Source organism: Thermococcus barophilus MP (assembly GCF_000151105.2).
GTDB lineage: Archaea > Methanobacteriota_B > Thermococci > Thermococcales > Thermococcaceae > Thermococcus_B > Thermococcus_B barophilus.
The window spans coordinates 1,124,097-1,137,974 of sequence record NC_014804.1 but is presented as its reverse complement, the minus strand read 5'-3'; the positions used below and the strand labels follow the sequence as shown (position 1 = coordinate 1,137,974).

At 41.8% G+C, this 13,878-nt stretch carries 14 protein-coding genes; 5 read left to right on the top strand and 9 right to left on the bottom strand.

Annotated features, from left to right (window positions below; genetic code table 11):
- Positions 1–4: 4 nt before the first annotated feature.
- Positions 5–1,057, bottom strand: coding sequence for a hydroxymethylglutaryl-CoA synthase (locus TERMP_RS06485; RefSeq protein ID WP_013467579.1), 1,053 nt, complete (start codon positions 1,055–1,057; stop codon positions 5–7).
- A 155-nt stretch (positions 1,058–1,212) separates the two neighbouring features.
- Between TERMP_RS06485 and TERMP_RS06480 the strand changes: the two genes are divergently transcribed.
- Positions 1,213–1,881 carry a TIGR00266 family protein gene (locus TERMP_RS06480; RefSeq protein WP_013467578.1) on the top strand — a complete coding sequence of 223 codons (669 nt, stop codon included), beginning with the start codon at positions 1,213–1,215 and terminating at the stop codon, positions 1,879–1,881.
- Positions 1,882–1,922: 41 nt separating this feature from the next.
- On the opposite strand, the gene TERMP_RS06475 is transcribed toward TERMP_RS06480, so the two are convergent.
- On the bottom strand, positions 1,923–2,351 hold the full coding sequence (locus TERMP_RS06475) for an OsmC family protein (RefSeq protein ID WP_237702792.1): 429 nt from the start codon (positions 2,349–2,351) through the stop codon (positions 1,923–1,925).
- A 154-nt stretch (positions 2,352–2,505) separates the two neighbouring features.
- Here TERMP_RS06475 and TERMP_RS06470 point away from each other — a divergent pair, with 154 nt between their 5' ends.
- Entirely contained in the window at positions 2,506–3,747 is a 1,242-nt protein-coding gene (locus tag TERMP_RS06470; protein WP_013467576.1) for an rRNA biogenesis Nop5/Nop56-like protein, read from the top strand.
- A gap of 5 nt (positions 3,748–3,752) precedes the next feature.
- Complete coding sequence (locus tag TERMP_RS06465) at positions 3,753–4,433, top strand: fibrillarin-like rRNA/tRNA 2'-O-methyltransferase (protein WP_013467575.1); 681 nt, start codon at positions 3,753–3,755, stop codon at positions 4,431–4,433.
- Positions 4,434–4,495: 62 nt separating this feature from the next.
- Here TERMP_RS06465 and TERMP_RS06460 read toward each other — a convergent pair whose 3' ends face one another.
- Positions 4,496–5,464 (bottom strand): ribose 1,5-bisphosphate isomerase, encoded by a 969-nt coding sequence (locus TERMP_RS06460; protein WP_013467574.1) that lies wholly within the window; start codon positions 5,462–5,464, stop codon positions 4,496–4,498.
- Between the two features lie 289 nt (positions 5,465–5,753).
- On the opposite strand from TERMP_RS06460, the gene TERMP_RS06455 reads away from it, so the two are divergent.
- Entirely contained in the window at positions 5,754–7,001 is a 1,248-nt protein-coding gene (locus tag TERMP_RS06455) for an aminotransferase-like domain-containing protein (protein WP_013467572.1), read from the top strand.
- Between the two features lie 231 nt (positions 7,002–7,232).
- On the opposite strand, the gene TERMP_RS06450 is transcribed toward TERMP_RS06455, so the two are convergent.
- The 6 genes from TERMP_RS06450 to TERMP_RS06425 are packed head-to-tail and all read right to left on the bottom strand — an operon-like array spanning position 7,233 to position 11,971.
- Positions 7,233–8,204 (bottom strand): deoxyhypusine synthase, encoded by a 972-nt coding sequence (locus tag TERMP_RS06450; protein WP_013467571.1) that lies wholly within the window; start codon positions 8,202–8,204, stop codon positions 7,233–7,235.
- 47 nt (positions 8,205–8,251) lie between these two features.
- Positions 8,252–8,962, bottom strand: coding sequence for a hypothetical protein (locus TERMP_RS06445; RefSeq protein ID WP_013467570.1), 711 nt, complete (start codon positions 8,960–8,962; stop codon positions 8,252–8,254).
- Between the two features lie 2 nt (positions 8,963–8,964).
- The gene (locus tag TERMP_RS06440) at positions 8,965–9,264 is read right to left on the bottom strand and encodes a NitrOD5 domain-containing protein (RefSeq protein WP_013467569.1); all 300 of its coding nucleotides are present in this window, start codon (positions 9,262–9,264) and stop codon (positions 8,965–8,967) included.
- Positions 9,257–10,615 carry an ATPase domain-containing protein gene (locus tag TERMP_RS06435; protein ID WP_013467568.1) on the bottom strand — a complete coding sequence of 453 codons (1,359 nt, stop codon included), beginning with the start codon at positions 10,613–10,615 and terminating at the stop codon, positions 9,257–9,259. The genes TERMP_RS06440 and TERMP_RS06435 overlap by 8 nt, the downstream gene beginning before the upstream one ends.
- 46 nt (positions 10,616–10,661) lie before the next feature.
- Complete coding sequence (locus TERMP_RS06430; protein WP_048159783.1) at positions 10,662–11,078, bottom strand: hypothetical protein; 417 nt, start codon at positions 11,076–11,078, stop codon at positions 10,662–10,664.
- Between the two features lie 23 nt (positions 11,079–11,101).
- The gene (locus TERMP_RS06425) at positions 11,102–11,971 is read right to left on the bottom strand and encodes an MBL fold metallo-hydrolase (protein ID WP_048159950.1); all 870 of its coding nucleotides are present in this window, start codon (positions 11,969–11,971) and stop codon (positions 11,102–11,104) included.
- Positions 11,972–12,101: 130 nt separating this feature from the next.
- Here TERMP_RS06425 and TERMP_RS06420 point away from each other — a divergent pair, with 130 nt between their 5' ends.
- The gene (locus TERMP_RS06420) at positions 12,102–13,790 is read left to right on the top strand and encodes an acyl-CoA mutase large subunit family protein (protein ID WP_013467565.1); all 1,689 of its coding nucleotides are present in this window, start codon (positions 12,102–12,104) and stop codon (positions 13,788–13,790) included.
- The last annotated feature ends 88 nt before the right edge of the window (positions 13,791–13,878 follow it).

The window sequence follows — 13,878 nt, the reverse complement described above, 5'->3', positions numbered from 1 at the left end:
CACCTCACATTATCAACTTTCCTCTGTGCTTTACGTACAGTGCATAGTCAATGTACTTCTTCCTGTTTATGTAGTCCCAGGTTTTGGGAGCAAGGTCTCTCTTTTCCTCAATTGCATCTTGCACGACTAAGCTGAAAGCGTCGCTTCCCGCTCCCGAGCCAAAGCTGACCCAGAGGATTCTCTCGCCCGGCTTCGCTATGTCCAGAACAGCGGAAACTCCAACTAAAGTCGCACCGCTGTACGTGTTACCGATTATTCCGCTGAGAAGACCGGGTTTGACCTTCTCAATTGGAATGCCCAAAATCTTTGCAGCTGTGAGTGGAAACTTTACATTTGGCTGGTGGAAAACGGCATAGTCGAAATCATTGACTGTCAAACCCAGCTCTTCCATTAATCCTTTGGCGGCACTGATAACATGGTGGAAGTAAGCTGGCTCACCGGTAAATCTGTTTCCATGTCTTGGATAGTGCTCATGCTGTCTCCTCCAGAAGTCCGGGGTATCTGTAACGTAGGAGTAGCTCCCTTCAAAATATGCCAAAGTTTCTGAGCTCTTTTCTCCGACAATGTAAGCCGCTCCTCCAGCAGCAGCCGTGAATTCAAGATGGTCACCGGGTCTCCCCTGAGCAGTGTCTGCTCCAATGGCCATTGCATACTCTGCCATTCCAGAGCCGACAAAGCCTATTGCTGCTTGCAATGCTTCTGTTCCAGCTTTACAAGCAAATTCAAAATCTGCAGCGTCTAAATCTGGAGTTGCCCCAATTGCTTCAGCTATAACAGTTGCAGAAGGTTTAACTGCGTAGGGTTTTGATTCAGAACCAAACCATATTGCTCTAATAAGCTTGGGATCAATTTTAGCTCTCTTCAGAGCATTTCTTGCTGCCTCAATCCCTATTGTTAATGCGTCCTCATCGAGGTTGTTAACAGCTTTTTCCTCAATTGGGAATCCATTAACTCCCCATACTCTGCCTATTTCGGCATTTTTAATTCTGAACATAGGTACATAGGCACCGTATCCAACAATACCAACTTCTTTGGCTGGTTTCAGCAGTCTCTTCATTGTCATCACCTGTAAAAGCGTTGAACCTAAATGTTCTCTGGGAAGTAGAAGGGGGAGTTATAAAAGTCTTTCGGTAAAAGGTCAATTGTTTTTCGTCAATTGGCGATAGGAAGTGATATATACCACCACTCATAGTTAAATTTTAGGTGACCCTTGTGAGGTATGAGATAAAGCATAGACCAAGTTTTAGCTTAGTTGAGGTTGAGCTGGAAAGGGGAGAAGCAGTACAAGCGGAAGCGGGGGCTATGGTGTTTATGAGCCCCAGCATAAAAATAGAAACAAAGGCAAAGGGCGGCATTTTTGGAGCACTTAAGAGATCTCTCTTGGCTGGAGAAAGCTTTTTCATAAATATATTTAAAGCTGAAAGAGATGGGGGAAAAGTAGGGTTTGCACCGCCTTATCCTGGAGACATCGAAGCTTTTGAGATTGACGGAACATTATATGCTCAGAGCGGGGCATTTTTGGCAAGTTCAGCAGATATAAAGATTGATACAAAATGGGGAGGAGCAAAGACATTTTTTGCCAGAGAGGGGTTGTTCCTCCTGAAGATGAGCGGAAGGGGTGTGGTGTTCCTTTCAAGCTATGGAGCAATTCAAAAAGTTGAGCTGAACAATGAGCATTTTATAATTGACACCGGTCACTTGGTTGCATTCAGCGAAGGATTAGACTTCAGGGTTAAAAGGGTAGGGGGATTGAAAAGCACCTTCCTAAGTGGGGAAGGTTTGGTTGCGGAGTTCTATGGAACAGGGACTCTTTATATTCAAACAAGGAGTTTAGACAGCTTTTTAAGCTGGATTATTCCACACCTGCCAACAAAGGATTAAAGTGTTCCCTCTTTAAACTTTTTAAAGGAAAAAGAAAAGAGCTAAGCTTTTTCAACTTCAACACAGACGGGGGTTTCGTGCATTATGTTATCTCCTATCGGACATCTCTCTTCTACTTTGGCAATCCATTCTTTAAGCTTCCCCTCTTCGACGTTCCCCTGAACCTTGACTTTGACCTTAATCTCCTTATATCCCGCTCTATCTTCAACGTTTTTGCCCATGAGTTTGTCTGTATTGAGCTTTCCACTAATTTCAACGATGATTTTTTCTATATCAAGGTTCATATCCTTTGCAACCATAAACCCAACAATGTTTATGCAACCTGCAAATGCTGCCAAAATGTATTCAAGGGGGCTTGACTCATCTTTATCAACAACGTATTCAGTTTTCTTTCCTTTGACTATCATCCTCGTTGGAGAAACGCTTTCGCCTATTACGGAAACCTTAATCGTGGGCATAGATACCACCATTTACAAATAGAAAACTACAGTATAAAAGGCTTTGTTCAACCTTTGGTTTTTAACAGTATTCTAAAGTGGTGAAAGTTTTCCCAAGCTCAGAAGCTTAGGTTTAAAAGCTCAATCCTTTTATATTTCTTTAGCAAAATGATAAAAGGTGATGCTGATGAAAGCTTACATAAGCGAAAACGTTCAGGGAATTTATGCCTTTGATGAGAGCGGCAACCTAATCGCCAAGAGAGAGTACAGAGAAAAGCCTGAGATAGCCTTGGATAGACTCTTGTCTGGTGAGATTACTGATGATCTGATAGCATTTCTTGAAGAGCTTAAAGAGAAAGGTTATGAAGAGTTCATTTTTGAGCATCCAGATTTAAGCAGGAAAGCAAAAGAGCTTGGCTTTAATGCAGATGCGGAATTCCCAAATTTAGCCGGAGAGATACTCAGGAAAAGACCAGAAGAGTTTCTCGGTAAAGAATGGTTTGAACGCTATTATTCTGTTGGTGTAGCCTTGACTCGTTTGAGGATTCAGGAGCAGAGCGGAGCAAGGGACAAGATGGTGATTCAGGCAATTGAAGCTTTGGATGATATTGACAAGGTCATAAACCTGCTCGTCTCAAGGCTTAGGGAGTGGTATTCACTTCACTTCCCGGAGCTTGATGAGATCTTACCAAAGCACCCGCAGTATGTTGCTTTTGTTAAGAACATAGGGCATAGGGAGAATGTAACTAAAGAGAACCTCGAAAAGCTCGGCTTTAGCGAGGGCAAAATTGAGAGAATTCTCAAGGCTAAGGAAAAGACTATGGGCGCATGGATGGATGAAAAGGACATCAAGATAATTCAAGATTTTGCTAAAGAAATCGATGACCTCTACAAGCTTAGAGAAGAGATTGAAGACTACATTGACAGGGCGATGGATGACGTTGCACCAAACCTCAAAGGTCTCGTTGGTGCAAAGCTTGCCGCTCGTTTGATAAGCTTGGCTGGCGGGTTGAAGGAGCTGGCAATGATGCCGTCATCGACAATTCAGGTTCTTGGTGCTGAAAAAGCTCTCTTCAGACACTTAAGGACTGGTGCAAAGCCGCCAAAGCATGGTGTTATCTACCAGTATCCAGCAATCAACAAGTCTCCATGGTGGCAAAGGGGTAAAATTGCAAGAGCATTGGCTGGTAAGTTAGCAATAGCTGCTCGTGTGGACTACTTCTCAGGTGAGTACATAGCTGAGGAGCTGAAGAAAGAGCTTGAGGCAAGAATCAAAGAAATTAAAGAGAAGTATCCGAATCCGCCGAAGAGGAAGGAGAAGCCGAAGAAGAAAAAGAAGGAGAAGTTCAAGAAGGGGAAAAAGTTCAAGGGGAAGGAAAAAGGAAAGAAGTTCAAAGGCAAAAAGGAGAAAGGTAAAAGAAGGAGGTGAAGTAGATGAAGATTAAAAAGCACAAATTCCCTGGCGTTTACGTGTTCATTGATGAAGATGGAAGCGAGAAAATTGCAACCAAGAATTTAGTTCCGGGGCAGAAGGTTTACGGCGAGCGTATAGTGAAGTGGGAAGGTGAAGAGTACAGAATCTGGAACCCAAGGAGGTCAAAGCTTGCCGCTGCAATTATGAATGGTCTCAAAAACTTCCCAATCAAACCTGGGGTGAGCGTTCTCTATTTGGGGATTGCAAGCGGTACAACTGCTTCTCACGTGAGCGACATCGTTGGATGGGAGGGCAAAATATTTGGAATTGAGTTCTCACCAAGGGTTCTGAGGGAATTGGTTCCAATTGTTGAGGAGAGAAGGAACATAATCCCAATCCTTGGAGATGCCACGAAGCCTGAAGAATACAGAGCGTTGGTTACGAAGGTTGATGTTATCTTTGAGGATGTTGCCCAGCCAACTCAGGCAAAAATCTTGATTGATAATGCAAAGGCTTACCTCAAGAGCAGAGGGTATGGAATGATCGCCGTTAAGAGCAGAAGCATTGACGTTACAAAGGAGCCAGAAGAAGTCTTCAAGATGGTTGAGGAAGAGCTGGGCGAGTACTTTGAGATTGTTGAGCGCATTTCTCTGGAGCCATATGAAAAAGATCATGCACTCTTTGTGGTCAGAAAACCCTGAGTTTTTTCTTTTTGTCTCTTTATTTGTCCCGAGAACTGATGTAAATAAAGAAAATAATGGAGTCAGTCTTCCCAAGGTTCTGTATACTTGAAAGCCCAGCCAAACTCTTCCTTTAATATGTCAATTGCTGCATACGGCGGAATTACTCCTTTCTCAGTTATGATGACATCTACATATTCGGGAGGTGTAACGTCAAATGCAGGGTTCCAGACTTCAATGTTCTTTGGCCATGTCTCAAGCTCTTCCTTTGGAATAACTTCATGAGGATCTCTCATCTCAATTTCAACCAGCTGACCGAGCATTGTCTCTGGATGGAATTTGTAGGTTTCAGCTGCAATCATAACCCAGACCCTGTGCTCTTTAGCTGTTAAAGCTATCAAAGCAGTTCCAATTTTGTTTATCACAGCCCCATTGGCTGTTATGCTGTCAGCCCCCATGATGACTTTATCGGTCATCTTCATGTAGTGTCTCGCTGCTGAGTCAACGACATAAATTACTGGGATTCCATACTCTGCCAATTCCTTTGCCGTCAGCTTGCCCTGCCACTTAGGTCTTGTTTCTGTTACAATAACCTTGATGTCCTTTCCATCATCCCACGCTTTTTTCATAACGCCTATAGCGGCTTTTGAGTGGCAGTGGGTCATTATTATATCCCCATCTTCGATTCTTTTTGCCCCGAATTCTGCTATCCTCTCTATGGCTTTCTCTGAATTGTGGATGAACTCCTTTGCAGCATTTATTACGATAAATCTCAGCTGTTCTAAGTCCGCTCTTCCTTGATACGCAATTTTACCTCTATACATGACGTATCTCAGGGCATTTGGAAGAGAAACAGCGGTCGGTCTTGTTGAGTGTAAAAGTTTTGCTGCCTCTTTCAGTTCTTTCCAGAGCTCTTCTGCAGTTTTAGCCTTACTTTTTTCAGCCTGTATTTGCAGGGCAAGAGCTGCGGATCTGGCTATCTTTCCTGCTCCTCTAATTTCCATATTCTTGATTTTTTCGGCAATCTCATAGACTTCTTTAACCAGTGTCATTGTTGCTCCCTCCAGTTTTTGTTAAGGCTTATTTTTCTCGTGGGGCTTTATATATTTCACCCTTTGACCAGCACTTTTTATATTTGCACTTTCTTCACTTTTTCTGTACATTGATGTTCGTAATGAGACTTTGATGTACTTAAAAAAAAGACCACTTTTTTCTTTACAAACATAAAGGGCATTCACGACCAATGCCGAAAGCTTTATATTTAATCGCCACAAAGTTTTCCATGTATAAAACTGGGGATATGTTCAAATTTGTACATCATAACAAAGTGGGGGTTATACTATGGAAGAGATGCTTCAAAAAAAGTTGGAATCCAAAGTACTGGATTATGAGAGTTATTTCTCAGAAAAAGCCTTACAGATGAAAGCATCTGAAATTAGAGAGCTCTTAAAGCTCGTTGAGACTTCTGATGTAATCTCTATGGCGGGAGGATTACCTAACCCCGCAACGTTTCCAAAGGAGGAGATTAAGCAGATTGCTCAAGAAGTCATTGAGGAGCATGCTGATAAAGCCCTTCAGTATGGAACAACAAAAGGGTTCACTCCATTAAGGCTTAAAATCGCAGAGTGGTTACGAGATAGATACGGAATCCCGATCTCAAAAGTGGACATAATGGTTGTCTCTGGCTCACAGCAAGCTTTGGATCTAATCGGGAGGACCTTCATTAATCCTGGAGACTTGATAGTTGTTGAAGCACCAACATATTTAGCAGCTTTAAATGCCTTCAAGTACTATGAGCCGAATTTCATTCAGATCCCCCTTGACGATGAGGGAATGAGGGTTGATCTTCTTGAAGAAAAGCTGAGAAAACTCAAAGCAGAGAATAAGAAGGTTAAGTTTGTTTATACTGTTCCAACATTCCAGAATCCTGCAGGTGTGACAATGAGCGAGGAGAGAAGAAAGTACCTTGTAGAGCTTGCAAGTGAATATGACTTCTTGGTCATTGAGGATGATCCATACGGTGAGCTCCGTTACTCAGGTAAACCAGTTCCACCGATAAAGAAGTTTGACACTGAGGGAAGGGTATTCTACTTTGGAACATTCTCAAAGATTCTTGCTCCAGGATTTAGACTCGGCTGGATAGCAGGGGAGCCGCACTTCATAAGGAAGATTGAGATTGCCAAGCAGGCAGTCGATCTCTGTACAAATCCATTTGGTCAGGTTATCGCATGGAAGTTCCTTGAAAAGGGGCTCTTGGAGAAGCACATACCGAGGATAATAAAGTTCTACAAGCCAAAGAGGGACGCAATGCTTGACGCCCTTGAGGACTACATGCCAGAGGGGGTTAAGTGGACAAAGCCTGAGGGTGGTATGTTTGTCTGGGCAACGGTTCCAGAAAGCATTGACACGAAGAAGATGCTTGAAAAGGCAGTTGCAAAGGGTGTTGCCTATGTCCCAGGAGAGGCGTTCTTTGCGTACAGAGATGTCAAGAACACAATGCGTTTGAACTTCACATACGTTGACGAAGAGAAGATTAAGATTGGAATCCAAAAGCTTGCTGAGACAATTAAAGAAGAGCTTGGTATGTGAGCCCTTTTCTCTTCTTCTCGTTTTTAATTTCAGCTTTTTACATGCACTTATTAGCACTTTGGGGTTTATCCAGCTTTAGACTAATTTCCGAGAAGTGATGGGGGCAATAACCCGCCCAAGTTCATAGACTCCGCCTTCGGCGGTGCTCCCCGGGCATTAGAGAATTGGCTTTTGGAGTTTAATAATGTTTTGATACCTAAGTGCATTAAAAATTAAAAGTTGGGATTAAAATTAAAGCCTTTCCAGTAGAGATGCAATCATAAAGGGAAGTAAAACCGTCGCATCACCTTCAACGGTAACGTACCTTGCATCTTCCTTAACTTTGCCCCATGAAACTGCTTCTCTCATCCTTGCACCGCTCAATGAACCATCCCATTCAACTGCTGTCGTTATATAGACAGCATAGTCAAGACCTTCTTTCCAAAACTGATTCCACCATATTGTGTGGTGCTTTGAAATCCCTCCACCAATCATCAAAGCGCCGCTCTTCTTGTTGTTTGAAGCCAACGATGCCATTATCTCATCGAGCTTTGTTTCATCTTTGAAAACATCGACGATGAAATCCTCTTTATCTTGCATGAAAAGCCAGAGCTGGTAGCCAACTGCTCCATCAGTAATGCCAGGGATGAACACTGGAATTTTATTTTTATACGCCCAGTAAGTGAAGCTGTTCTCTTTGCCTTCTTCATTCTCCAAACGTTTTCCAATTTCCCACACAAGCTCATATGTTGCTAATCTTCTTTTGCCCGAATCATAGATATCTTGGAAGATTCCTTGCAATTTTTCCTCAACAATCCAGTAGCTGTCGTTGGGGACTAAGACGTTTCCCAATCTGTTTATCCCCTGTTTATGGAGTTCCCTATCATTCATCAGAAAGCTTCCATGATAGTAGGGCTTCCATAGTCTCGCTAAATCGTGATCTAACGTTCCGCAGGTTGTAACTACAGCATCGAAGAGCTTGTTTTTAATCAGATCTACAATTATTCCTCTTGTTCCTGTTGCCATTATGCATGCTGGAAAGCTCAGAAACTTGAATGTATCTTTATCTTTTATCATCCTCTCAAGTATGTCAACTGCTATTGCGAACTTCTTTGCAACAAAGCCGCCACTCTCGAAGAGCTGTTTTGTTATTTCGTTCACACTCATTCCATGTCTTAGCGTTATATCCTTCACAACCCTCTGCTCATCTAAGTTGATCTCCATTATTATCACCTTTTCTTTTGGATTTAAAACTAAAGAAAAGATAGGGCTTAAAAAATTAGCCCCTCAGAGTTCACACGCTTAAACACAAGCTTTTTTCCAAGGAGTGTGTAGTACCACTTCTTGAGGTTGTACTCTAAAAATACCGTGCGAATAAGGGTTATATACCTCCTGATCTCCTTGTCCTGAAGTTCAATCCCAACATGGGCTACGTTGAATGCAAAGCTGTTCACAATCTCTACAAGGCTTTGGGGAAAGACCTTAACATTGAGCGTCATTATCACATTGTTGTTCTTCTTTCGTCCTATGGTCGATACTAATGCGGGAAATAAGTCTATGAGTTCATCCTTTCCTATTCTTATTCCAAAAAAGTCCAGTCCCAATATTATGAATAAAGACTCGCCATTTATCTTTGAAGTAGCCTCAAGGATTCGTCCAACAATGATGTCGTGATGTGTGCTTTTGATTATATCCTGTGGCCGATTTTCTTCAGTCTCAAGAATGGGATTCACCGAAATCAAGTGGGCACCATCGAATGCTGTGTTCACCTCCGTCTCTGAGAACACATTTTCAAGATATCTCCTTAAGACAAGGTATGCATCATGGAACGATATTATTATGAAGTTCTGGTATTCTTGTCTGAGCTTTTTTATTAGAGTATAGAGAATTATCTCGATTTCGCTTCCGATCTCATATTCAATGAGAGTTGGGCTTATCCTTTTGGAAGATTCCTTTAAAATTTCAAGAGGGTCGACTTCCATTTTTATTCCCCATAAATCTTCTTAACATATTCTACAAGATCTTCGAGATCTTCTATGTTCTCTTTGAGTCCAACCTTTTCCTTGAAATAGCTTATTATCAGCATTTCAAGTAATCTTCCGCTGTATTCTCCGAAAAGCTTTGAGACGGCTTCTTTAAACATTTTTGGATCCTCATACGCAAGCTCATAACCTTTTCCTGTCGTTGTCTTTAGATGGAATTCTAAAAGATTCTTGAGAGTTGGGTTTGCCTTTTCCACAGCGTAGGTCACAGCTCTGACCACTATATCCTCAGCACTACTCATAGATCATCACCCCCTTGTCGGTTATATCATATTTGTGAATTTTCCTGGAATGATTTGACCCTCTGGCCTTAATAACTGCCAACCGTCTTTCTATGAGCTCGTTTTTTATGACATATTTCAGCCCGATGATGTTGTCTGAGAGAGTGCTTGCTTTGGTGAATGGAACCGTTTCAAAATCTGTCTCTGCATTAAGGGTTATGTATGTTGCTACTCCATATTGCTTTATTATAAGACTTAGGTATCTGAGCATCTTTTCAAGCTCTGTTTCGTTCATATGCTCCCTGAGTGAGGTCAGGCTGTCAATCACAAGAACTTCTGGTTTATGCTCATCAATAATTTCTCTAATCTTAAGGAATGTGTGAACTGGTGTTTTTGCTTCGGGAACCCAGCTGAACATCTTCAATGTCTTATCCAAAACTTCATCAACTGGCATTCCATACCTTCTTGCTGCCCTCTTTAGCTGCCCTACAGATTCTTCAAAAGAAATGTATATAGCTTTTCTCCCCTGGAGGGCATTTGCTATTGCAAAGTGTAAGCCGAAAGTAGTTTTTCCAGTTCCAGTCATCCCGACAATCAATGTTATCGATCCCCTGTAAACGCCACCATCTAAAATTGCGTCGAGTTCCTTAATGCCGGTGCTTATCTTTTCTTCTGAAGCATCCCCTTGTCCTCTGATGAGTTCTGGAATAGCTAAGAACTCTATCCCTCTGTCTGTTATTACATACTCATACTGGGATTTCTCAATGCTTCTTTTTCTCATCTTTGGAATTTCCATTACTCTCCTCCTGACTTCTCCGAGGCTTATGTACTTGAGCACTATAACGCCATCCACCACGAATTCTTCAACACCATGCCCGATTGTTTCTTTTCCTAAAGGCTTTTCTGCAATCAGGAACGCAACTGCTCCAAAGGACTTAATGAATCTTCCTAATGTTGTATGCAAGAAGATTCTTGTTTTTTCTGTGCCTAAAAGCTGTGTGAGTGCAGTTATTGAATCTATGACAATACGTTTTGGACGAAAGCTTAAGATTTCCTTCATGATCAGCTCAATTTCCTTTTCAATGACATCAGGTGTAACAGTAACTAAATCCATAAACCTAAAGAGTCCACTTTTCTCGTACTTTTCAAAATCCATGCCGAGCCTTTTCATCTCGTCATAAAAATCTTCTTTTGTTTCTGAAAGCGAGATATACATACCTTTCTCTCCGAATTTTTCGAGCCCATTGTGTATTATAGTTGATGTGAAAATCGTTTTTCCAGTTCCTGGTTCTCCAGCCACTATGATTAAAGAACCCTCTGGAAACCCTTCTCTGATGATAGTTTCATCAAAGAACTCTATTCCCGTTTTCATATTTCTCACCCTACCAGAATTTTGTTGTTGAGATATTTAAACATAATCATCTAATGCCCAGCTCTCTGTAGAATTCATCCAAAGAAAGCTTAAATCTTGAATACAGGAGCTTAAAAAATGGATTTTTTCGTCTGGAAATTTCATTTGCAAGTGCATCAATTCTGCTTTCCCATGCCTTCAGGGTATAGTAATTAATGCTGTTTAGTGTAGATCGAGTGAGGAAAGTCAGCAGAAACTTCCTGAACATCTCCAGATCATGCAGAAAAGCATGTTTTAAATTTCTTTCAATCTCTGCAGCTTCCACCCATCCACTTAAGGCATCCATTATGTCCTGGAGCTTTTGTATCTTCATCTCGTAGACAAGCTCTTTCTTCCGAATAATCCTCTTTTTGTGCGTAAGGAGGAGGTAGTTCAGGAAGATGTGTCTGCGGGGAGTATACCGTTTATGTTTGCTATAGTTCATGATAGAGGTTTACACATTAGCCCTTAAATATTTTTGTAACATGATAAACAGCAATCTCTGTCTATGGCAGTAGCGTCATATCCCAAGCCTCTTAAAATTTTTGCAAAATTTTCCGCATATCCATAAACAGTGTAGATCTTCTCTGGCTTGACTTTCTCTATAATTTTGATGAGTTCCCAAAAATCAGCATGGTTGCTGAGCTTTAAATTGCCAAATCCAGAAACATAAAGCTCGGAGGGGGAGAGAGAATTTTCTGGTTTTGGAGTTCTAAATCCTCTTAAAACGACTTCCCCATTCCTATCGATGTTCCCAAATTTAATCCCAAATTTCTCGTAAACTTTTGCAACCTTGATTATGCTCCTTGAGGCTTTCACGGTATAGCCATGAACCTCAAGAATCTTTAAAAGCTCTTGGGCTTTGCCCATCTGGTTTGCATAAAGGGTGGGTGTTTTTCGCTTGTCAAGAGCACTCTCAACAAAAGCAATAAGCTTTTTTTCTGCTTCTTTTGGTGAAGGAAAATTATACATAGGAACACCGAAAGTTGCTTCGATTATTAGAACATCTGCCTTTCTAAACCTGCTCTTTTCAGCAGTTCTCAGCTTAAACCACTTGACATCTCCAGTATAAAGCAGAGAAAACTCATCAAATTCAATATAAATTTGAGCGGAGCCCAACATGTGACCAGCGGGATAAAGCTTGGCCTTATAATCACCTAAGTAGAACGTTTTTCCAAACTTTACCACTTTATAAAGCCCACTTTTCTTTAGATGGCTCAGAAATTTGGTAGCTTTCGTGGAGAATATAATGTTTCCACTAACAAAATGATCACTGTGAGCATGACTTTGAAAAGTAACCCTTGCTGAGCTGTCAAGACCTATTCCGTAAATTATCATCATAATGAGATTCACTTGCACTAAGTTAAGCTTTTCTTAGTATGGATAAAATATCCAATATCAAGTCCAACCTTTAGTTATGTAAAAGGTTTTTATATGTTGAGAGCTAAAAGCTCATCTGGTGATCCCGATGACCTTTGATAGAAAAAAGCTTGATGAGATCAGAAAAGCTGAACAAGAGTGGGAAGAAAATGTGGTTAAGCCACTTATTGCAAAAAGACCAGAGAGGAAAGAGAAGTTCATGACTGACGATGGTTTTGAAATTAAAAGAGTCTACACCCCCGCTGACCTTGGAGAAGATTGGGACTACATGGAGAAGCTGGGCTTTCCGGGACAGTACCCCTTCACTCGTGGCGTTTATGCGACAATGTATAGAGGAAGATTCTGGACGATGAGGCAATATGCTGGCTATGCCACCGCTGAGGAATCAAACAAACGTTACAAGTACCTTTTGGAACAAGGACAAACAGGTTTAAGTGTAGCCTTTGACTTGCCAACTCAGCTCGGCTATGACAGCGACCATCCAATGGCAGAAGGAGAGGTTGGTAAAGTCGGTGTTGCTATTGATTCCCTCTGGGATATGGAGATTCTCTTTGATGGGATTCCTTTGGATAAGGTTTCAACCTCAATGACAATAAACTCTACAGCCGCAAACCTTCTGGCAATGTACATCCTCGTTGCTGAAAAGCAGGGCGTTCCACAGCATGTTTTAAGGGGAACCGTGCAGAATGACATTCTTAAGGAGTACATTGCGAGGGGAACTTATATCTTCCCACCACAGCCCTCAATGCGCTTAACTACGGATATTATCATGTACTGTGCTGAGAACGTTCCAAAGTGGAACCCAATTTCAATAAGCGGCTATCACATCAGAGAAGCAGGTGCAAATGCAGTCCAAGAGGTTGCTTTCACATTGGCGGATGGTATCGAGTATGTTAAAGCTGTTATTGAGAGGGGAATGGACGTTGATAAGTTTGCCCCAAGATTGAGCTTCTTCTTCAATGCTCACAACAACTTCCTTGAGGAGATTGCTAAATTCAGGGCAGCGAGAAGGTTGTGGGCTAAGATAATGAAGGAGAAATTCGGTGCAAAGAATCCAAAGTCAATGCTCCTTAGATTCCACACGCAAACTGCCGGTTCAACGCTTACAGCCCAGCAGCCAGAGAACAACATCATTAGAGTCACGATCCAGGCTTTAGCCGCTGTGTTGGGCGGGACTCAAAGCTTGCATACGAACAGCTATGATGAGGCTTTGTCCCTTCCAACTGAAAAGAGTGTCAGGATCGCATTAAGAACGCAGCAAATTATCGCTTATGAGAGCGGCGTCGTTGACACGATTGATCCATTAGGTGGAGCGTATTACATTGAGTGGCTTACCGATCATATCGAGGAGGAAGCCATGAAGTACATTGAGAAGATTGAGCGCATGGGTGGAATGATGAGGGCTATTGAACGTGGCTACATCCAGAAGGAGATCGCAGATTCCGCTTACAAGTATCAGAAAGAAGTCGAGGAGGGCAAAAGGATAATCGTTGGTGTCAACAAGTTTGTTGTGGATGAGCCAATTGAGGTCGAGATTCTCAAGGTTGATCCAAGCATTAGAGACAAGCAGATTGAACGTTTGAGGAAGCTGAGGAGCGAAAGAGACAACAAGAAAGTTGAAGAGGCTTTAGACAAGCTGAGGAATGCTGCTGAGAAGGAAGATGTGAACTTAATGCCATACATAATTGAAGCACACAGACATTTAGCAACACTTGGTGAGGTTACTGATGTTTTAAGAGAAGTCTGGGGCGAATACAGAGCACCGTTGATCTTCTGAAGGCGTTTTGTCTTTTATTTTAACTTTGTTCTCGAATGATTTGATGATAAAAACATTTATTTATCAGCTGAGCGAGACAATTCTGAGA

Excerpts from the sequence above, each read along its gene's own strand:
- TERMP_RS06460 (WP_013467574.1), bottom strand. The coding sequence starts at position 5,464 with ATGACACTGGTTAAAGAAGTCTATGAGATTGCCGAAAAAATCAAGAAT.
- TERMP_RS06450 (WP_013467571.1), bottom strand. The coding sequence starts at position 8,204 with ATGGAGATCAACTTAGATGAGCAGAGGGTTGTGAAGGATATAACGCTA.
- TERMP_RS06425 (WP_048159950.1), bottom strand. The coding sequence starts at position 11,971 with ATGATAATTTACGGAATAGGTCTTGACAGCTCAGCAAGGGTTACTTTT.
- TERMP_RS06420 (WP_013467565.1), top strand. The coding sequence starts at position 12,102 with ATGACCTTTGATAGAAAAAAGCTTGATGAGATCAGAAAAGCTGAACAA.
- TERMP_RS06475 (WP_237702792.1), bottom strand. The coding sequence starts at position 2,351 with ATGGTGGTATCTATGCCCACGATTAAGGTTTCCGTAATAGGCGAAAGC.
- TERMP_RS06455 (WP_013467572.1), top strand. The coding sequence starts at position 5,754 with ATGGAAGAGATGCTTCAAAAAAAGTTGGAATCCAAAGTACTGGATTAT.
- TERMP_RS06430 (WP_048159783.1), bottom strand. The coding sequence starts at position 11,078 with ATGAACTATAGCAAACATAAACGGTATACTCCCCGCAGACACATCTTC.
- TERMP_RS06470 (WP_013467576.1), top strand. The coding sequence starts at position 2,506 with ATGAAAGCTTACATAAGCGAAAACGTTCAGGGAATTTATGCCTTTGAT.
- TERMP_RS06445 (WP_013467570.1), bottom strand. The coding sequence starts at position 8,962 with ATGGAAGTCGACCCTCTTGAAATTTTAAAGGAATCTTCCAAAAGGATA.
- TERMP_RS06435 (WP_013467568.1), bottom strand. The coding sequence starts at position 10,615 with ATGAAAACGGGAATAGAGTTCTTTGATGAAACTATCATCAGAGAAGGG.
- TERMP_RS06485 (WP_013467579.1), bottom strand. The coding sequence starts at position 1,057 with ATGAAGAGACTGCTGAAACCAGCCAAAGAAGTTGGTATTGTTGGATAC.
- TERMP_RS06465 (WP_013467575.1), top strand. The coding sequence starts at position 3,753 with ATGAAGATTAAAAAGCACAAATTCCCTGGCGTTTACGTGTTCATTGAT.
- TERMP_RS06440 (WP_013467569.1), bottom strand. The coding sequence starts at position 9,264 with ATGAGTAGTGCTGAGGATATAGTGGTCAGAGCTGTGACCTACGCTGTG.